17 protein-coding genes are annotated in these 18739 nt (G+C 73.7%); 9 read left to right on the forward strand and 8 right to left on the reverse strand.

The genetic code is table 11. The features are described from left to right. Window positions 1-20 precede the first annotated feature (20 nt). The 3 genes from hemA to BMY19_RS13630 all read left to right on the forward strand — a co-directional run bounded on the left by hemA (window position 21) and on the right by BMY19_RS13630 (window position 4446). Window positions 21-1238 carry a 5-aminolevulinate synthase gene (hemA, locus tag BMY19_RS13620; protein WP_020095261.1) on the forward strand — a complete coding sequence of 406 codons (1218 nt, stop codon included), beginning with the start codon at window positions 21-23 and terminating at the stop codon, window positions 1236-1238. Window positions 1239-1422: 184 nt separating this feature from the next. Further along, a complete protein-coding gene (bchI, locus tag BMY19_RS13625; protein WP_091980216.1) occupies window positions 1423-2439 on the forward strand; it encodes a magnesium chelatase ATPase subunit I in 1017 nt (338 codons plus the stop codon). 318 nt (window positions 2440-2757) lie between these two features. After that, window positions 2758-4446, forward strand: coding sequence for a magnesium chelatase subunit D (locus BMY19_RS13630; protein WP_100252036.1), 1689 nt, complete (start codon window positions 2758-2760; stop codon window positions 4444-4446). A 31-nt stretch (window positions 4447-4477) separates the two neighbouring features. Here the strand turns inward: BMY19_RS13630 and BMY19_RS30890 are convergent, their stop codons facing one another. Then, a complete protein-coding gene (locus BMY19_RS30890; protein WP_020095264.1) occupies window positions 4478-4624 on the reverse strand; it encodes a hypothetical protein in 147 nt (48 codons plus the stop codon). Between the two features lie 210 nt (window positions 4625-4834). On the opposite strand from BMY19_RS30890, the gene bchO reads away from it, so the two are divergent. The 5 genes from bchO (at window position 4835) to BMY19_RS13655 (ending at window position 10285) form a co-directional block, all read left to right on the forward strand. Next, window positions 4835-5743, forward strand: a complete 909-nt coding sequence (gene bchO, locus BMY19_RS13635; RefSeq protein WP_091682484.1) for an alpha/beta fold hydrolase BchO — start codon at window positions 4835-4837, stop codon at window positions 5741-5743. Between the two features lie 83 nt (window positions 5744-5826). Next, a complete protein-coding gene (locus BMY19_RS13640) occupies window positions 5827-6612 on the forward strand; it encodes a gamma-glutamyl-gamma-aminobutyrate hydrolase family protein (protein WP_026605260.1) in 786 nt (261 codons plus the stop codon). Window positions 6613-6907: 295 nt separating this feature from the next. Next, entirely contained in the window at window positions 6908-7660 is a 753-nt protein-coding gene (gntA, locus tag BMY19_RS13645; protein ID WP_100252037.1) for a guanitoxin biosynthesis heme-dependent pre-guanitoxin N-hydroxylase GntA, read from the forward strand. A gap of 41 nt (window positions 7661-7701) precedes the next feature. After that, entirely contained in the window at window positions 7702-8328 is a 627-nt protein-coding gene (locus BMY19_RS13650) for a DUF1989 domain-containing protein (protein ID WP_056524020.1), read from the forward strand. Window positions 8329-8545: 217 nt separating this feature from the next. Beyond that, on the forward strand, window positions 8546-10285 hold the full coding sequence (locus BMY19_RS13655; protein WP_100252038.1) for a methyl-accepting chemotaxis protein: 1740 nt from the start codon (window positions 8546-8548) through the stop codon (window positions 10283-10285). Window positions 10286-10322: 37 nt separating this feature from the next. Here the strand turns inward: BMY19_RS13655 and BMY19_RS13660 are convergent, their stop codons facing one another. The 4 genes from BMY19_RS13660 to BMY19_RS13675 form a co-directional block, all read right to left on the reverse strand. Next, window positions 10323-11411, reverse strand: coding sequence for a phytanoyl-CoA dioxygenase family protein (locus BMY19_RS13660; protein WP_043713080.1), 1089 nt, complete (start codon window positions 11409-11411; stop codon window positions 10323-10325). A gap of 150 nt (window positions 11412-11561) precedes the next feature. Continuing rightward, window positions 11562-12815, reverse strand: a complete 1254-nt coding sequence (locus BMY19_RS13665; protein ID WP_100252039.1) for a cytochrome P450 — start codon at window positions 12813-12815, stop codon at window positions 11562-11564. A gap of 105 nt (window positions 12816-12920) precedes the next feature. Beyond that, the gene (locus BMY19_RS13670) at window positions 12921-14192 is read right to left on the reverse strand and encodes an NAD(P)/FAD-dependent oxidoreductase (protein ID WP_100252040.1); all 1272 of its coding nucleotides are present in this window, start codon (window positions 14190-14192) and stop codon (window positions 12921-12923) included. Beyond that, window positions 14192-14437: a ferredoxin gene (locus BMY19_RS13675; RefSeq protein ID WP_020095273.1), complete on the reverse strand. Its 246-nt coding sequence runs from the start codon at window positions 14435-14437 to the stop codon at window positions 14192-14194. Before BMY19_RS13675 ends, BMY19_RS13670 begins: the two co-directional genes overlap by 1 nt. Before the next feature lie 258 nt (window positions 14438-14695). Here BMY19_RS13675 and BMY19_RS13680 point away from each other — a divergent pair, with 258 nt between their 5' ends. Further along, window positions 14696-15307, forward strand: coding sequence for a hypothetical protein (locus tag BMY19_RS13680; protein ID WP_100252041.1), 612 nt, complete (start codon window positions 14696-14698; stop codon window positions 15305-15307). On the opposite strand, the gene BMY19_RS13685 is transcribed toward BMY19_RS13680, so the two are convergent. The 3 genes from BMY19_RS13685 to BMY19_RS13695 all read right to left on the reverse strand — a co-directional run bounded on the left by BMY19_RS13685 (window position 15274) and on the right by BMY19_RS13695 (window position 18738). Continuing rightward, the gene (locus BMY19_RS13685; RefSeq protein ID WP_100252042.1) at window positions 15274-17046 is read right to left on the reverse strand and encodes a class I adenylate-forming enzyme family protein; all 1773 of its coding nucleotides are present in this window, start codon (window positions 17044-17046) and stop codon (window positions 15274-15276) included. The two genes, BMY19_RS13680 and BMY19_RS13685, sit on opposite strands and share 34 nt — an antisense overlap. Next, window positions 17043-17813, reverse strand: coding sequence for an SDR family NAD(P)-dependent oxidoreductase (locus tag BMY19_RS13690; protein ID WP_100252043.1), 771 nt, complete (start codon window positions 17811-17813; stop codon window positions 17043-17045). The genes BMY19_RS13685 and BMY19_RS13690 overlap by 4 nt, the downstream gene beginning before the upstream one ends. Before the next feature lie 148 nt (window positions 17814-17961). Further along, window positions 17962-18738 carry an SDR family NAD(P)-dependent oxidoreductase gene (locus BMY19_RS13695; RefSeq protein ID WP_056524043.1) on the reverse strand — a complete coding sequence of 259 codons (777 nt, stop codon included), beginning with the start codon at window positions 18736-18738 and terminating at the stop codon, window positions 17962-17964. Window position 18739 lies beyond the last annotated feature (1 nt).

An 18739-nucleotide genomic window follows, 5' to 3' on the forward strand; every position in this document is an offset into this window, starting at 1 on the left:
TTTGTTCGGGGAGAGGCGACATGGATTACGAGACCTTCTTCGGGGCTGAGATCGCCGGGCTCCACCGCGAGGGCCGCTACCGGGTCTTCACCGACCTCGAGCGCCACGCGGGCAACTTCCCGCACGCCACCCACCACCACGCGGCCGGCACCCGGCCCGTGACGGTCTGGTGCTCCAACGACTATCTCGGCATGGGCCAGCACCCGACCGTCACCGGGGCGATGCACGAGGCGATCGACCGCTGCGGCGCGGGCGCCGGCGGCACCCGGAACATCTCGGGCACGAACCACTACCACGTGCTGCTGGAGCGCGAGCTCGCCGACCTCCACGGCAAGGAGGCGGCCCTGCTGTTCACCTCCGGCTACGTGTCGAACTGGGCGGCGCTGGGGACCCTCGCGTCGCGCCTGCCGAACTGCGCGGTCTTCTCCGATTCCGAGAACCACGCCTCGATGATCGAGGGGATCCGGTTCTCGCGGGCCGAGCGCCACATCTTCCGCCACAACGACCCGGAGGACCTGAACCGCAAGCTCGCGCTGGTCGATCCCGCCCGGCCGAAGCTGGTGGCCTTCGAGTCGGTCTACTCGATGGACGGCGACATCGCGCCGATCGCCGAGATCTGCGACGTGGCCGAGGCCCACGGCGCGCTGACCTACCTGGACGAGGTCCACGCGGTCGGCCTCTACGGCGCCCGCGGCGGCGGCATCTCGGAGCGGGACGGCGTCGCCCACCGGCTCGACGTGATCGAGGGCACGCTCGGCAAGGCCTTCGCGGTGCACGGCGGCTACATCACGGCCTCCGAGAAGCTCTGCGACTTCGTGCGCAGCTTCGCGTCGGGCTTCATCTTCACCACCTCGCTGCCGCCGGCCGTCGCGGCGGGCGCGGCGGCGTCGATCCGCCACCTCAAGGAGAGCGGCGTCGAGCGGGCCCGGCATCAGGAGCGGGTGGCGAAGGTCCGGCAGGCGCTGGAGGCCGCCGACATCCCGACCATGCCGAACGACAGCCACATCGTACCGGTGATGGTCTGCGATCCGGTGCTCTGCAAGGGGATCTCCGACACCCTGCTCGACGAGTTCGGCATCTACGTGCAGCCGATCAACTACCCGACGGTCGCCCGCGGCACCGAGCGCCTGCGGATCACCCCGTCGCCGCTGCACACCGACGCCGACATCGCCCATCTGGTCGAGGCGCTCACCACGATCTGGGGCCGGATCGGGCTCCGGCAGAAGGCGGCGGAGTAAGCGCGGGCGGGGGTTCCCTTCTCCCACCTTCGCCCTCCATCCTGAGGTGCCCGCGTCAGCGGGCCTCGAAGGAGGCCTCCAGCCATCGCACGTCTTCTGGAGACCTCCTTCGAGGCCTCCGCTGCGCTGCGGCACCTCAGGATGAGGGGGTGGGTTGGATGCCCCCGCAGCATCGAGTCATCGCGTGCCCACCTTCCCCTTCTCGGCCATCGTCGGCCAGGACGAGATGCGCCAGGCGCTGCTGATCGCGGCGGTGGACCCGGCGGTCGGCGGCGTGCTGGTCTTCGGCGACCGCGGCACCGGCAAGTCCACGGCGATCCGGGCGCTGGCCGCCCTGCTGCCGCCGATGCGGGCGGTGGTCGGCTGCCCGTACAATTGCGATCCCGAAAGTCCCGCAGAAGCCTGTCCGCACTGCGCGAGCCTGCCGGGCGCGCGGAGAAAGTCCGAGAAAAAACCGGTGCCGGTGGTGGACCTGCCGCTGGGCGCCACCGAGGACCGGGTGGTCGGCACCCTCGACCTGGAGCGGGCGCTCGGCGCCGGCGTGAAGGCCTTCGAGCCGGGGCTGCTGGCCCGGGCCAACCGCGGCTTCCTCTACATCGACGAGGTCAACCTCCTCGAGGACCACCTCGTGGACCTCCTGCTCGACGTGGCGGCCTCCGGCGTCAACACGGTCGAGCGCGAGGGCCTGTCGCTCCGCCACCCGGCGCGGTTCGTCCTCGTCGGCTCCGGCAACCCGGAGGAGGGGGAGCTGCGGCCGCAGCTCCTCGACCGGTTCGGGCTGGCCTGCGAGGTCGCGACGCCGAGGGACATCCCCACCCGCATCGCGGTGGTGCGCGCCCGCGACGCCTACGAGCGCGACCCGGAGGGGTTCTGTGCTGCCCGTGAAGGCGAAGAGCGAAAGATTCAAAAAAGAATCCTGCTGGCACGGGAGCGCCTGCCATCGGTCACCGTGCCGGATGCCGCCCTGGAGCGCGCGGCGCGGCTCTGCCTCGCCCTCGGAACGGATGGCTTGCGCGGGGAACTGACCCTGATGCGCACGGCCCGGGCGCTCGCGGCGCTCGACGGCGCCGCGATGGTCACCGACGATCACCTCCGGCGCATCGCCCCGGCCGCCCTGCGCCACCGGCTGCGGCGCAACCCGCTCGACGAATCCGGATCCACCGCCCGGGTGGAGCGGGCGCTGGCGGAGGTCTTCGCGTGACGGCGCCGCTGCGCGCGCCCCGACCGCCAGGGCGTTCATCGCGCGGCTCCGGCCGAGTCGGCGCGGAACGGAGCGCGGGGCCCCTCTCCCGTGCGGGCGAGGGACAGGGTGGAGGACGGGGAGCGGCCGGACGAGGCGCGGCCCGAACGCGTCGCGCGCGTCTGCTCAGTCCTGGAACTCCGCATCCCGCACCCCGACCCTCTCCCGCCCGGGGTAGGGGGCCGGTCGCGCTCCGTCGCCCGCGTCGCGGTCCGATGGACGTGTCCGACCCTCGGCACCCGCTCGGGAGCGGGGCCCTGTCGCGCCCCGCTCGAGCTGATGCCTGAACATCGCCGTCCCGCAGAGCAGGGAGGGACACCGACCTGCGCCTGGGCCGATGCCCGCCTGGCCGCCCGGCTTCTCGCCGCGGACCCGCACGGACTCGGCGGCGCGGTGCTGCGGGCCCCCGCCGGGCCCGTGCGCGAGCGCTGGCTCGACAGCGTGCGGGCGGCGCTGCCCCCGGGAACGCCCTGGCGGCGCCTGCCGCCCGGCATCGGCGACGACGGCCTGCTCGGCGGCCTGGATCTCGCCGCGACCCTGGCGGCGGGCCGCCCCGTCGCGCGGGCCGGCCTGCTGGCGGAGGCCGATGGCGGGATCGTCGTCGTCCCCATGGCCGAGCGTCTGCCGCCGGGCACCGCGTCGCGGCTCGCCGCCGCCCTCGACACCGGCACGGTCTCGGACCGCGGCGCCCGGTTCGGCCTGATCCTCCTCGACGAGGGCGTGGCGGACGAGACGGTCGCCGAGGCGCTGGCCGATCGCCTCGCCTTCCGGCTGGACCTGAGCGGGCTCGGCCTCGCGGACACCGCGGCGGCCGAGCCGGAGCCCGCCCCGGGCGCGCCGGAGCCCGACCCGGTCGGGCGCCTCTGCGCCCTGGCCGAGGCCTTCGGGATCGCGTCGCTGCGCGGCCCGATCCTGGCGGCGCGCGTGGCGCGCGCCCTCGCGGGAGACGGGCCGATCGGCCAGGGGGCGATCGTGGCGGCCGGGCGCCTCGTCCTGGCGCCGCGGGCGACGCGCCTGCCCGCACCGGAGCAGCCCGTCCCCGAGACCGCGGAGGCGCCGGCGGAGCCGCCCGAGCCGAACGACGCGGAGGAGGCGTCGGGTCCGGCCGCAGAGGCGCCCGACGACGTCGTGCTGGAGGCGGTGCGCGCCGCGATCCCGCCGAACCTCCTCGACCAGCTTCTGGCGGGCGCGCAGCGTCTCCCGGCCGCGAAGGCCGGCCGGGTCGGGCAGGCGGCCTCGGCCCGCACCGGCCGCCCCGTGGGCAGCCGGAGGGGCGACCCGCGGCGGGGACGGCTCGACCTGCTCGCCACCCTGCGGGCGGCGGCGCCCTGGCAGGCCATCCGCAGAGTAGAGGGGGAGACGCGCCGCATCGTGGTGCGGCGGGACGATCTGCGGATCCGGATCCTCAAGCAGCGGACCGAGACCACCACGGTGTTCTGCGTGGACGCCTCGGGCTCGGCCGCCCTGGAGCGGCTGGCGGAGGCCAAGGGCGCGGTCGAGCTGCTGCTGGCGGAGGCCTATGTCCGGCGGGACCGGGTGGCGCTGGTGGCGTTCCGCGGCGCCGGCGCGGATCTCGTTCTGCCGCCGACTCGGTCGCTCACCCGCGCCAAGCGCGGGCTCTCGGGACTGCCGGGCGGGGGCGGGACGCCGCTCGCGGCGGGGATCGACGCCGCGGTCGCGGTGGCTCTGGGCGTGCGCCGCGGCGGCAGCCGGCCGGCGATCGTGCTGCTGACCGACGGGCGCGCCAACGTCGCGCGGTCGGGGGAGGGGGGACGGGCCCGGGCGGGCGCGGAGGCGCTGCAGGCGGCCCGAGCCCTGCGTGCGGCCGGGCTGCCGGCCCTCGTGGTCGATACCGGCACGCGGGGCGACGAGGCCCGTTCGGTGGCGGACGCGATGGGCGCCCGCTACCTGAAGCTGCCCCGGGCCGAGGCCGGCCAGCTCAGCGCGGCGGTGCGGGCGGCGCTCTGAGCGCCGCACCCGTCACCCCCGCGACAGGGTGTCAGAGGTCGCCGCCGATGCCGCTGTCGGCGAGGCGTTGGTGGTGGGCGAGCCAGGAGCTCAGCATCTCGCGGACGATGGCCTTGAGGCTCCAGCCGCCGGAGACCGGAGCGGCGATGTTCTGGGTCGAGGAGGTGAAGAGGATCATGACCTTCTCCGGAGTTGGTGGACGCGTCTTGTTCTTGCTCGCCCGAGATATGCCGTTGCTGTTGCAGCGCAGCAATCAGTCTCCGCTCACCGGTGGCATGCGGCCCCCGCATAGGATTGTTCAGTGTTACGAAATACTTCCGGCCATGAACGATAGCGCCGCCGTCGCCCCCGGATCGTCCGGCCATGCCGCAGTGCAGGATACGCGCGCATGCTGACCGGCTTCGATGCGGACCGGCCCGACTGGGCCGTGGAGGGCCGGGACTGGCCCCATCGGGAGGCCAGCCGCTTCGTGGAGGCGGCCGGCCTCCGCTGGCACGTCCAGGAATACGGGTCTCCGGACGCCCCGACGCTGCTGCTCCTGCACGGGACCGGGGCGGCCACGCATTCGTGGCGCGGGCTGGCGCCGCTCCTCGCGCGCGACTTCTCCGTAATCGCCCCGGACCTGCCGGGCCACGGCTTCACGGACCCGCTGCCCGACGCCGACCTGTCGCTGCCCGGCATGGCCCGGGCCGTGGCGGGCCTCGTTGCGGCGCTCGGCCGGCCGCCGGTCCTGGCGGCGGGCCACTCGGCCGGCGCCGCCGTCCTCGCGCGGATGTGCCTCGACGGCACCATCGCGCCCCGGCTGCTGGCGGCCTTCAACGGCGCTCTCGCGCCGCTGCCGGGGGCGGCGAACCTGCTGTTCCCCAGCATGGCGCGCCTCCTGTTCCTCAACCCCTTCACCCCCCGGATCTTCGCCTGGACGGCGGACCGGTCCGCGGCCAAGCGCCTGATCGAGGGGACCGGCTCGCGCCTCGACCCGGAGGGGGTCGACCTCTACCGGCGGCTCTTCGCCCGGGCCGGCCATGTCCGCGGGGCGCTGGGCATGATGGCGAACTGGGATCTCGCCGGGCTGCACCGGGCGCTGCCCGGCCTCGCCACCCGGACCCTGCTGATCGTCGGCGGCGACGACAAGGCCATCCTGCCGGACACCGCCTTCGCCCTGCGCGACCGCATGCCCGACGCCCGCGTCCGCCTGATCCGGGGGCTGGGCCACCTCGCCCACGAGGAGGCGCCGGAGCGCGTGGCCGAGGTGCTCCGCGCCGAGGCTTCGGACGCGGGCGTTCTGTCGCCGCCGTGAGCCGGACGGGACTGGCGCCGGCCTTGCGTGGGTCGTAGAGCCTGCCGCGGCGGGCAGGGCAGGATCGAGGAGCGGCCGGAACGATGGCGAGACCCGTGATCGGCGTCATCGGCAACGCGCGCCTGATCGACAGCCGCTTCCCGGCGCAGATCGTCGGCGAGAACAACATGCGGGCGGTCGCCGCGGTGGCCGGCGCCCTGCCGCTGATGTTCGCCGCCGTCCCGACGATCACCGACCTCGGGGACCTCCTCGACACCGTGGACGGCGTCCTGCTCACGGGAGGCCGCGCCAACGTCCATCCGGCGCGCTTCAACACCGAGCCCTGCGCGGCGCACGAGCCCTACGACGAGGATCGCGACGCCGTGGCGCTGCCCCTGATCGAGGCCTGCGTGGCAGGGGGCGTGCCGCTGTTCGGCATCTGCCGCGGCTTCCAGGAGATGAACGTCGCCTTCGGGGGCAGCCTGCACCCGGAGATCCGCGATCTGCCGGGCCGGCTCAACCACCGCATGCCGCGCCTCGCGAACGGCGAGATCCACCCGGACCTGGAATTGATCTTCGCCGACCGTCACGAGGTCCGGCTGACGCCCGGGGGCGCCTTCGCCCGCCTCCTGGAGCGCGAGACGATCCGGGTGAACTCCCTGCACGGCCAGGGCATCCTGGAGCCGGGCGGCCGGATCGTGATCGAGGGCCTCGCCGAGGATGACACGGTCGAGGCGATCCGCGTCCGCGACGCGGCGGGCTTCGCGCTGGGCGTCCAGTGGCACGCCGAGCACGATCCGGCGACCAACCCGATCAACCGCACGCTGTTCGAGGCCTTCGGGGCCGCGGCGGCGACGCGGCACCGGGCGCGGCGGGCCGGCCGGGGATGAGCCGCTCGCGCGCTGGGACGGCCCAGTGCAGAGGCCGCGCGCGGCAGCACAGCGCCGGCACACCGCCGACACCGGGAGTCTTTCCGGACTTAACCTATGTTTATTCTCTGGCGCTGATCCACGGAATATTGGCCACCCATCCGCACAGATCTTGGCCACACGCGGCCGGATTCACCTTATCCCCCGGACGACCTGTCGCAGGACGGAACAGTGGCCTCCCGTTGGTGTTCCCGGAGTCCCGAACAGCGGCCGCCTCGCGTGGAGGCCGGCCGCGCAGAGACCGGGCAGGCCCTGCATGCATCTCCCCCGCGACGACCGAGAGCACCCCCGTGCCGAGGCCTTCCGCGACTTCATCCGGAACCCGCCCTTCCCCTGCGTGGGCGCCAAGTCGGCCCTGTCCCGCGGGCGGATGCGGATCGTGGTGGCCCGGGACATCACCTCGGGCTGGGACGACATGCGGATCTACCCGGCGCTGCTCGCCTTCGTGGCGCAGTACCGGGAGCAGCCCGACCTGTTCCAGAGCTTCGCGGTCGTGTTCGAGGGGCCGGACGACCTCTCGGAGGAGGCGTTCGAGCACAACCTCTGGGCGCGCGCGCAATCCCTGACCGACAAGGACGCTTGGCTCGGCCAGCCCCACGATGCCCGCGTGGCCGAGGATCCCGACAACCCCCACTTCTCCCTGAGCTTCGGCGGCGAGGCGTTCTTCGTCGTCGGGCTGCACCCGCAGGCGAGCCGGCCGGCGCGGCGCTTCTCGTCGCCGGTCCTGGTCTTCAACCTGCACGCGCAGTTCGAGCGGTTGCGGGCGGAGGGACGCTACGAGAAGCTGCGCGCCGCGATCCTGGAGCGCGACGAGGCCCTCGCCGGCAGCGTGAACCCGATGCTGGCGCGCCACGGCGAGGCCTCGGAGGCGCGCCAGTACAGCGGCCGCGCGGTCGACGCGGACTGGCGCTGCCCGATGAAGGGCCGGCCGGCACCGGCCCCGGAGGCCCGGGACTGGAACCCGCCGGCCCTGCCCTTCGATTGCGGGCTGCCGGGCAGCGGCGCCTGAGCCGGTCGGATCCGGTCCCCAGTACGGAGCGAGCCACCCCCATGTGCCAACCCACCCTGTGCCAACCCACCCTGTGCCAGGCCGACGTGCAGACGATCGCGCCGCGCTCCGGCGTCGCCTTCACGCTCGACCGGGGCCAGCGCCTCACGGTGATCGACCCGTGCGGGGAGCAGGTGGCCGACCTCCTCGCCTTCAACCGCCACGATACGGGAGAGGTGATCTCGTCGGGCCGGACCCTCGACTACGCCAGCCGGATCTACCTCACCACCGGCGACCCGCTCTACTCGAACCGCTCGAAGATCCTGCTGCGGATCCTCGAGGATACGGTCGGCCGGCACGATTTCCTGCTGACGCCGTGCTCCGCCGACACGTTCCGCATCATCTACGGCGACGCGAACCCGCATCGCGGCTGCTTCGGCAACCTCGCGGCGGCGCTCGCACCCTACGGCATCGCGCCGGACGCGATCCCGGTGGCGTTCAACTGCTTCATGAACGTGCCGATCGACGGCGCGACCGGGGCGCTCACCGTGGCGCCGCCCCTCAGCCGGGCGGGGGACCGGATCGTGTTCGTGGCCGAGACCGACCTGATCATCGGACTCACCGCCTGCTCGGCCCTGCAGTCGAACAACGGCAGCTTCAAGCCGATCCACTACAGCGTGAGCGCCTAGCTGCGGGCCCTCAAAAGCCCCGGCCCGATCCCGATATTAATCCATGTAAAGCTGTAGACTGTATCGCATTCGAGGACTTGACATCGATATTCGCCCACCGACTGCCGGAGAACGGCCGCAGGTCTTTGCGATTTACTAACCCGAATGCACGAGGTTGAGCCCGTACGGCGCCCACGGCGAGTCCCCGCCGGTCGCAGGCCCCTCTTCCGGTGCTCGGATGACCCCCACGCAGACCAGCCACCCGCCCGCCGACCGTGCCGCGCCGTGGCAGCGCCTCGCCGATCTCCGGCTTCGCCACAAGCTCGCGGCCGTGATGGCCCTGGTGCTCCTGGCCATCGGCGCCCTCAGCGCCCTGAGCTTCCTCGACATGCGCGGCTCGGCGCTCGAGGACCGCGCGCTGATGACCAAGCGCCTGACCGAGGTCGCGCAGAGCCTGCTCGTTCACTACGAGGCGCAGGCCCGGACAGGCCAGATGCCCGTCGCCGACGCGCAGAAGGCCGCGCTCGCGGCGATCACCGCCCTGCGCTTCGGCAGCGAGGACTACTTCTTCGTCCTCGACGACCGGGGCCACCTGATCGCCAACGCCTTCAACGCCAAGAACGTCGGCAAGCAGGTGGTGGACCAGACCGACGTCCCCGGCGGCAAGCGCTACTTCGCCGAGATGGTCGAGACCGCCAAGCGCGACGGCTCCGGCTTCGTCGACTACATGAAGCCGCGCCCCGGCGGGTCCGTGCCGGTGGAGAAGGTCGCGAGCGTGCAGATGTTCAAGCCGTGGGGCTGGATCGTCGCCACCGGCCTGTACCGGGACGACGTCCACGCGGCCGTGCGCGACCGCGCGATCACCATCGGCCTCTGGTCCGCCGGCCTCGCCCTGCCGATCCTGGCGCTGCTCCTGCTCGTCGGCAACGGCCTGTCGCGCCCGATCACCCGCCTGACCGCGGCGATGCGCGGCCTCGCGGACGGCGACCTCGCGGTGACGGTCGCCGACCAGCGCCGCGGCGACGAGGTCGGCGCCATGGCGCGCGCCGTCCAGGTGTTCAAGGACGCCCTGATCGCCAAGCGCGCCGCCGACGCGGCCGCCGTCGCGGAGAACGACGCGAAGATGCGCCGCGCCCAGATGCTCGACACGGTCACCGCCCGCTTCGACGCGCAGGTCAGCGCGCTGACGCAGGGCCTGTCGGCGGCAGCGGTGGAGATGGAGGCCACGGCCCGGGAGATGACGCGCACCGCCGCGCGGACCACCGACCAGTCGGTGCGCGTCGCCGCGACCTCCGAGCAGACCTCCAGCAACGTGCAGACCGTGGCGGCGGCGAGCGAGGAGATGGCGGCCTCGATCAACGAGATCGCGTCCCGCGTCGCCCAGTCCTCGGCGATGGCCGACCGGGCCGGCACGGACGTGGCCCAGACCAACGCCCTGATGCAGGTGCTCGCCCGCGGCACGGACCAGATCAGCGAGGTGATGGGCCTGATCGCCGGGATCGCCGGGCAGACCAACCTGCTGGCCCTCAACGCCACCATCGAGGCCGCGCGCGCCGGCGAGGCCGGCAAGGGCTTCGCCGTGGTGGCGGGCGAGGTGAAGGCGCTGGCCTCGCAGACGGCCCGGGCGACCGAGACCATCGCGACGCAGATCGCCGCCATCCAGAACGAGACCCGCCAGGCGGTCGAGTCGATGCGGACGATCGGCGGCACGATCGACGAGATGCGCACGGTGGCGCTCAGCGTGGCCGCCGCCATGGAGGAGCAGGGCGCGGCGACGAGCGAGATCGTCCGCAACGTCACCCAGGCGGCGCAGGGCACCCAGGCGGTGAGCACCGACATCGCCGACGTCCGGCAGGCGGCCCGCGAGACCGGCGCGGCCTCCGACCAGGTGCTCAGCGCCGCGCAGGAGCTGGCCCGCTACTCGACGAGCCTCGGCCAGGAGGTCACGACCTTCCTGGCCGCCGTGAAGGCCGCCTGAGGGCGGGGTCGCCGGACCGCCCGGCGACCCCGCACCCTTACAGGCTGATCCGCTCGCGCACCGCGATGTCGGGGCTCGACGCGCCGCAGGTCGGCAGGCTCTCGACGGGGCCGTGCACCGCCGACGTCGTCGCCGAGAGGTCGTGGTAGCAGATGCAGCCTTCCGCGAAGTAGTGGTGCACCAGGGCCTTGCGGGAGCGCTGCATGTCGGCCCGCGCGGAACCGCCGTGCAGCAGGTTCGCGTGCCAGAACAGCACGTCGCCCTTGCGCGCCGTGAAGTAGGCCGGCGTCGCCCCGTGCTCCCGGATCTCCTGCTTGATCGCCGGTTCGTAGCGCTCGGAATAGGCACCGTAGCCGCGCTCGCGGAACTCGTCCGTGGTGATGCCGACGTCGTGGCTGAACAGGTACGGCAGGCGGTGGGTGCCGGGATAGTAGACCAGCGGCCCCGCATCCGCGTGGATGTCCTCCATGGCGACCCAGCAGGCGGCCAGGTAGCCGAGCGGGTAGGTCGTCATGTGGATCGAGTCCGAGTGCTCGGATTGCTGGCTGCCCTTGTGGGACGCGATGGTCTGGAACGGGATCGCGGGGCGGCCGAGCACCATGCTGCTGAAGTTCATCAGCACGGGGTGCTTCAGCAGCCGGTCGATCGCCTCGACCTTCAGGTGCGGGTTGAGGTAGCGGCCCGGATGGGGATCGTCCGGCGCCGCCTTCTCGGGGGCGAGGGTCAGGTCGCCGCCGGCGATCGCGGCCTCGTAGGCCGCCCAGACCTCGTCGATCGTGTCGGGATCGATCGCGCCGCGCAGGACGTAGTAGCCGTGCTCCACCCAGGACCGGCAGATCTCGGCCTGCCGGGGCGTGATCTCCCGGCGCGCGACGCGGCGCGCGACGATATCGAGGGCGTCGGGCTGATCGAGCCAGGGGCTCGGCCCGGATTCCGGGAAGCTCTCGGCCCGGAACACCTTGATGCAGCCGATATCGACCGGGATGTCGGCGTCGACCGTGTGGGACGGCGCGGGCGGCAGGTGGGGCGCGAGGGGCGGGACGTCGTCGCGCCCGAGGGCAAGGTTGCGCACCGTGGTCCCCACCGTGCGCGCCAGCGATGCAGCGCGCGCAAACCCCTGAGCCATCGTCTCAACTCGCCGGTTCCGTCTCCAGCGTAACCAGGCCGGACGATCGCGACTTTAGCGAGGCAAACAACTTTACGGCGACGGACTTTCGTCTTCGTCGCGTCGGCGGTCTCATCGATGCTCGGGTTGGCCGTCCGGTCCGCCCGCGGCTCAGGCGATCCCGTCGATCGCCACCCGCAGGTGCTCCGGGCCGCGCAGGGCGGCGCCCGGCCGGTAGGGTGGCGGGTCCTCGACCAGGCGCGGCGCCTTCAGCCGGCGGGCGAGGGCGGTGAGCGCCGCCTCGGCCTCGAACCGGGCCAGCGGCGCGCCCACGCAGTAGTGCAGGCCGCCGCCGAAGCCGAGATGGCGGATCCCGCTGCGGTCCGGGTCGAACCGGTCGGGATCGGGGAAGACGGCCGCGTCGCGGTTGCCGGAGGCCAGCAGCAGCACGAGATCGGCCCCCTCGGGGATCGTGACCCCGGCGATGTCGATGGGCGACAGCGTCCGCCGCGTCCGGAACTGCACCGGCGGCTCGTAGCGGAGCAACTCCTCGATCAGCCGCGGGGCCCGGAGCGGGTCCTGACGCAGGCGCTCCAGCTCGTCCGGATGCCGCAGCAGGGTCAGCAGGCCGTTGGTGATCAGGTTCACGGTGGTCTCGTGCCCGGCGACCAGCATCAGGATCGAGGTGGCGATCAGGTCGTAATCGCCCATCTTCACGCCGGCCGGGGTGGCGTGGTTGGCGAGGCCCGACAGCATGTCGTCCTGCGGGTGCCTGCGCTTCTCCCTGATCAGGTCGCCCATGTAGCCGCCGATCGCGTCGAAGGTCCGGCTGTTCGCGGCGCGGATCTCGGGGTCGGACAGGCTGTCGGGCTCCAGCGCGGTGGCGAGCTGCGTCGCCCAGCCCTGGAATTTCGGCTCGTCCTCTCGGGGCACGCCGAACAGCTCGCAGATCACCGTCACGGGCAGCGGGTAGGCGAGGTCGTCGACTGCGTCGATCTCCCGGGCACCGCACTTCTCGTTGAGCAGGTCGGCCACCAACCGGTCGGAGCGGGCGCGCATCGCCTGGACGCGCTCGCGGGAGAACTGGTGCATCACCGCCGAGCGCAGGGCGTCGTGGTCCGGCGGGTCGCGGAAGATGAAGACCCGGTGCCGGTCCATCATCCAGTCCTTGAGCGGCTTGACGATCAGGTCGGTGAGGGGATTGCCGGTGCGCGGCCGGTCGGCCGGGGGCAGGGTCTCGGAGCTGACCCGCGGGTCCTGCAGCAGGCGCGCGATGGTGCCGTGGGTCGCCGCCACCCAGGTGCCCGCCTCGGTGCCGTCGTCCTGGCGCGAGACGGGATTCTCCCGCAGCTTCGCGTAGACCGGATAGGGATTCGGCCGGTTGGCGAAGTCCTTGACCTGGTCGAGGAGGGTGGCGTCGGGCATGCGGTCTCCTTCACGCATCGACCCGGATGGCGGCCACCGGCCTTCGGGAAAGATGCTGCAACGACAAAGGCTTCGCCCGATGGGCCGGTTCCGTTTCCCGACGCGTTACGGAAAGCCCGGCTCGTGGACCGTGACGCGCTTCGGCCGGTCGGTCGCGGCGTCCTCGGGCGGGAACGGCGCGCCAGCCTCCACGAGCTCGGCATGGGCAGGCAGCCAGCGGGCGGAATCCACCGCGACCGCCGCGATGCAGCACCCGTCGCGGCCGTAGGTGGCGACGAAGCGGCCGGCCGCCGGATCGCCCTGCGTGATCGCCACCGCGTCGGCGCCCTCGGTCAGGCCGACGGATTTCACCACGAGGTCGCCCTGCGTCGACCAGAAGGTCGGCAGGGCGCCGTAAGGGACTTCAGGCTCCGCGCCGGCGAGGAGCCGGCCGGCATGGACGCCCTGGGCCGCCGCGTGGCTCCAGTGCTCCAGGGCGACGCGCCGGCCGTCGTAGAGGGGGTGGGGAAAGCGCGCCACGTCGCCGGCGGCGGCGATGCGCGGGTCGGGCCGGCCCTCGGTATCGAGGACGTGGCCGCGCGCGTCGCAATCGACCCCGCCCGGATCCGCCGACAGGCCGGACCCGTCGAGCCACTCGGTGTTGCGCACGGCCCCCAGGGCGATGACGGCGACGTCGGCCGGGAGGCTGCTGCCGTCGACCATGTGGGCGCGCACCAGCCGGCCGTCCCGACCCTCCAGCCACTCGACCTCGCGGCCGCAGCGCAGCGCGACCCCGCGGCCCTCGTGGATCGCGCCGATGAACGCCCCGACGGTGCTGCCGAGGATGCGGGCCAGCGGCGTCGGGCCGGGCTCGACCAGGGTGACCGGCAGGTCGAGCTGCCGGCACAGGCTCGCGACCTCGCAGCCGATGAAGCCGGCGCCGATCACCAGCACGTGGTTGGGGCCGGCGGTCAGCGCCCGCCGCAGGGCGGCGGCGTCCTCCCGTCCGCGCAGGGTGAAGACGCCGGCGAGGCGGCCCTCGTGCGGGTTCGCCCAGGGCCGGGCGCGGGTGCCGGTGGCGATGAGCAGGCGATCGTAGGGGAGGATCCGCCCGTCCGCGAGGCCGACCGTGCGCGCCTGCCGGTCGAGGCGCCGCGCCGCGCTGCCGAGCTGCCACTCCGCCGCGAGGGCGCCGACCCCCGGCAGGGTCGTGGCCTCCGCGGGGATCGCGCCGGTGAGGACGTGCTTCGAGAGCGGCGGCCGGTCGTAGGGCCGGTGCGGCTCGTCGCCGACGATCGTCAGCGCGCCGGAGAAACCCGCTTCGCGCAGGGCCTCGGCCCCGCGCAGGGCCGCGAGGCCGGCGCCGACGATCAGGACGCGCTCGGAATCGCGCGCCATCAGGCGCCCCGCTCCGGATCCTCGACCCGGATCGCCTGGACCGGGCAGGCGACGCGCGCCCGCTCGATGTCGTCCCGGTCCCGCGCGGCGGGGGCGGGATCGTAGAACAGAGCCTCGTGCCCCTCGATGCGGAAGTGCCGCGGCGCCGCGTAGCAGCACTGGGCATAGGCCTGGCACAGGTTGAGATCGACGCTCACCCGCAGGCCGGGCGGGGGGCCGGAGGACGCATCGGCAGGGGCGGACATGGCGGGGCAACCGCGCGCGGCGCCGCGGGTTCCGCGGGCTCTCGTCGCGGGGCACGTCGCGGGGCACGTCGCGCGCCGTCCCCCGCGACCGGTCGTCGGACGGCTCGGCCGCGTCCGGCGCCGAGCGTCATCCGTATTAAACGTGTTTCGGCGATCCTGGTGGAAATGCAGCGACGCGATTCCCCTGCGCAGCGGTTCGATCTATTGTCGCGCTGCTCCGCGGATCTGTCCGAAACCCCGCGATGACAGGAGGGCGCCATGCCGCACGGTGCGCGAACGAGCCTCGCCGCCCTCATGCTGGTCCTCGGGATCGGCGGCGCCTCCGCCGAATCCGTCGCCACGACATGGACGGATCCGCCGGCCCACAAGGCCGGGTCCCCGAAGGCGCCGGCCACGGACACGAAGGCCGCCCCGCCGGCACCGTCCGCCGCGACTCCAACCGGGACGCCGGCCGCCGCGACCGAGACCCGGCCGGCCACCGCCCGGCGGAAGGCCGTGGCGGTGCGGCGCGCGCCGGAGCGGAAGGCCGCCCGCGCGGCGGTGGCGCCCAAGCGGATCGCCGCCGCGCCGCGCCGGGCCCGCGTCGCCGCCGCGCCGGCCCGGTCCGTCCGGGCCGCCCCGCAGGCCGTCGCCGCCGCGCCGCCCCCGGAGGGCTACGCCCGCTACCGGGCCTACAATTACGGGCCGGGCTACGGCTACGAGCCGGGTTACGCCCAGGGCTACACCCAGGGCTACACCGACGACCGCCTCGACCGCCTGAGCAGCGCCCAGGCCGCCGGCTACGTCGTGGTCCACCGCCGGACGGTGCAGTTCCCCGATGGCCGGACCCTGCGGGTCTATCGCCCGGACGACGAGGGCGAGCCGTTCTGAGCTGAGCCCGCCGCGAACACCGCCCGCAGGGGCGCCCGCAGGATCTTCCCGGCGGGATTGCGGGGCAGGAGCCCGTCCCAGATCTCGATCCGCACCGGCACCTTGAACGCCGCGAGCCGCTCGGCCGCGAAGGCGCGGATCGCCTCCGGGTCGGTCTCGGCGCCCTCGGCCAGCACCACGATGGCGCCCGGCTCCTCGCCCAGCGTCGGGTGGGGCACCGGCAGCACCACGGCGTCGATCACGTCCGGGTGCGCGTAGAGGGCGTTCTCGACCTCGCAGCAGTAGATGTTCTCGCCGCCGCGGATCAGCATGTCCTTGATCCGGTCGACGATGGTCAGGAAGCCCTCCTCGTCGGCGCGGGCGAGGTCGCCGGTGCGCAGCCAGCCCTCGGAGAGGACCTCCGCGGTGGCGGCCGGGTCGTCCCAGTAGCCGCGGACCACGTTCGGGCCCTTCACGCACAGCTCGCCGACGCTGCCCGGCGGCAGATCCTGCCCGAGGGGATCGAGGATCCGCACCTCGCAGACCGGCAGGGGCGGTCCGCAGGATTCCGGGTGGGCGAGGTAATCCTCGCCCTGGTGGTGGGTGAAGGTCGCCGAGGTCTCGGTCATGCCCCAGCCGGTGCCCGGGACGACCCGCGGCAGGGCCTCGCCCAGCGCCCGCACGAGGTCGCCGGCGGCCGGGGCGCCGCCGTAGGTGACGCCCTCGAGGGTCGGCAGCGGCCGGCCGGCCTCCCGGGCCGCATTGGCGAGCTGCCACGCGATGGTCGGCACGCCGCCCGCGCTGGTGCAGCCCTCCCGCTCGATCAGGTCGAGGGCCGCGTTCGCGTCCCAGCGGTGCATCATCACGAGGCGGTGGCCGCCGTAGAGGGCTGCCCCGAGGCTCGCGTGGCAGCCGGTGACGTGGAACAGCGGGATCACCAGCAGCGCCGCCCGCTGCGGCGCGGCCGGGTCGGGCTTCGGCGGCGCCTCGCCCCGGCGCAGGGCGCTGCGCGCCGCCGAGTAGGGGTAGGCCATCACCGTCGTCGCGGCCGCCCGGTGGGTGCCGACGGCTCCTTTCGGCTTGCCCGTCGTGCCCGAGGTGTAGAACAGGGTCGCGTCGTCCTCCGGGTCGAGGGCGATGTCGGGCAGGGCCGCGTCGGGCAGGGCGCCCCAGTCCCCAACCGGCCCGACGATGTCGGCGAGCGGCGTCGCCCGGGGATCCGGCGCCGTGCGGGTGGTGAGGACCCGCTCCAGGGCCGGGCATTCGGGCAGGTGCGGGGCGATCCGGTCGAAGCGCTCGCCGTCGGCGATGAGCACCCGCGCCCCGGAATGCTGCAGGCCGTAGGCGAGTTCGGGTCCGGTCCACCACGCGTTGAGCGGCGTGGCGATGGCGCCGGCGAGCAGCGCGCCGAAATAGCTCACCGGCCATTCGGGCAGGTTGCGCTGCGCGATGGCGACCCGGTCGCCCTTGCGCACGCCGGCCTCGACCAGAGCCCGCGCCAGGGCGGTCGCGGCGCGGGTGAAACCCGTGAAGGTCACGCGCTCGTCCTGGTAGACCACGAAGGTCTTGTCCCCGTGGCCGCGCGCGATCCGGAACAGGTCGCCCAGCGTCGGCGGTGCCTTCTCCCAGATCCGGGTCGGCACACCCCGGATCGGCACCGTGGCGATGGCGAAGGGCCCACCTGAGGCGGTGAGCCGCGCCTCGGCCTCGCGGAAGGGCAGGGCCGGCCAGCCGGCGGGGATGCGGGGATCGGGGCTCATCGGGCGATGGTCACGCCGCCGTCGATCACGAGCGCCTGGCCGGTCACGAACCGGCCGGCCGCCGAGGCCAGGAACACGGCCGCGCCGGCGATCTCGTCGGGCTCGCCGATCCGGCGCAAGGGGGCGGCGTCCGTGGTGGCGGCGAGCATCTCGGGATCCTCCCACAGGGCCCGGGCGAAATCGGTGCGGATCAGCCCCGGGCACAGGCAGTTCACCCGCACGTTGGCGGGGCCGTACTCCACCGCGTAGTTGCGGGCGAGCTGGAGGTCGGCGGCTTTCGAGACGTTGTAGGCGCCGATCACCGGCGAGCCCTTGAGCGCCCCGATCGAGGAGACGATCACGATCGCGCCGTCCCGCCGCACCACCATGCCGGGGGCGACCATCTGGATCAGCCAGTGGTTCGACAGGACGTTGTTCTCGAGGATTTTTCGGAACTGCGCATCGGAGATGCCGGCGAGCGGCCCGTAATAGGGATTGCTGGCGGCGTTGCAGACCAGCACGTCGACCGGGCCGAGCCGGCTCTCGGTCTCGGCGACCAGGGTTTCCAGTTCCTCCTTCACCGAGATGCTGGCCGGAATCGCCACGGCGCGGCCGGCGCCGTGGGCGGCCTCGATCTCGGCCACGACCGCCTCGCAGGCCTCGCGCTTGCGCGACGAGATCGCCACCCGGGCGCCGTGCTCGGCCATCCGCAGGGCGATCGCCCGTCCGATGCCCCGCGACGAGCCGGTGATCAGGGCGGTCTTGCCGGTCAGATCGAACAGCGACATGGCTCGCCTCCACGCTGGATGAAGCGGCGAACGGCTCCGATCCTCGTTTCACGGGATACGAAGGTCGCGACGCGCCCCCTCTCTCGTGCGGGAGAGGGCACCCGCGCCCCATCCGGCCGCGGACGCTGTCGCCGGACGCCGCCCATCCTCACGCCCCCACCCGCATCGAGCGGCGCAGTCGCGCCATGCCGGTGAGCCAGCGCTCGGGGTCCTCGGCCCGGCGGCGGGCGTACTCGGCCACCTGCGGATGCGGTAGGATCAGGAAGCGCCCCGCCGCCAGCCCGTCGAATGCGGCCTCGGCCACGGCCTCCGGCGCCAGCACGCCGTCGCGCGACGCGGCGCTGGCTTCCCCCAGCATGGCGGTGTCGACGCCCTGCGGGCACAGGGCCGCGACCCGGATCCCGTCCTCGGCGTGGGCGATCGCGAGATGCTCCAGGAAGGCGAGCGCCGCGTGCTTGGTCGCCCCGTAGGTGGCGCTGCCGATCTGGCTCAAGAGCCCGGCCGCCGAGACCGTTCCGAGGAACGCGCCATCGCCGCGGGCGCGCCAGAGCGGGACCAGCACCCGCGCGGCGTGGACGTGACCCATCACGTTCACCGCGAAGGCGCGCGCCCAGCTCTCCGGGTCGGCGGAGGTGGCCAGATCCGGATCGGGGTCGCGCTCCAGGATGCCGGCGTTGGAACAGTAGAGCGCGATCGGCCCGGTCTCGGCCTCGATGCGCGCCAGGACCGCACTGACCGCCTCGGCGTCGCCCACGTCGAGCGCGAAGGCCCGCCCGCCGAGTTCCGCCGCCACGGCCTGCGCCCCGGCCCCGTCCCGGTCGAGGGCCACGACCGTCGCGCCCCGGGCCCTGGCCGCGACCGCGAGCGCCCGGCCGATGCCCCTCGCGGCCCCGGTGACGGCGACGACGCGGCCGGACAGCTCCATC

Origin of the sequence: Methylobacterium sp. UNC300MFChir4.1 (assembly GCF_900110155.1) — a bacterium.
Taxonomy (GTDB): Bacteria; Pseudomonadota; Alphaproteobacteria; order Rhizobiales; family Beijerinckiaceae; genus Methylobacterium.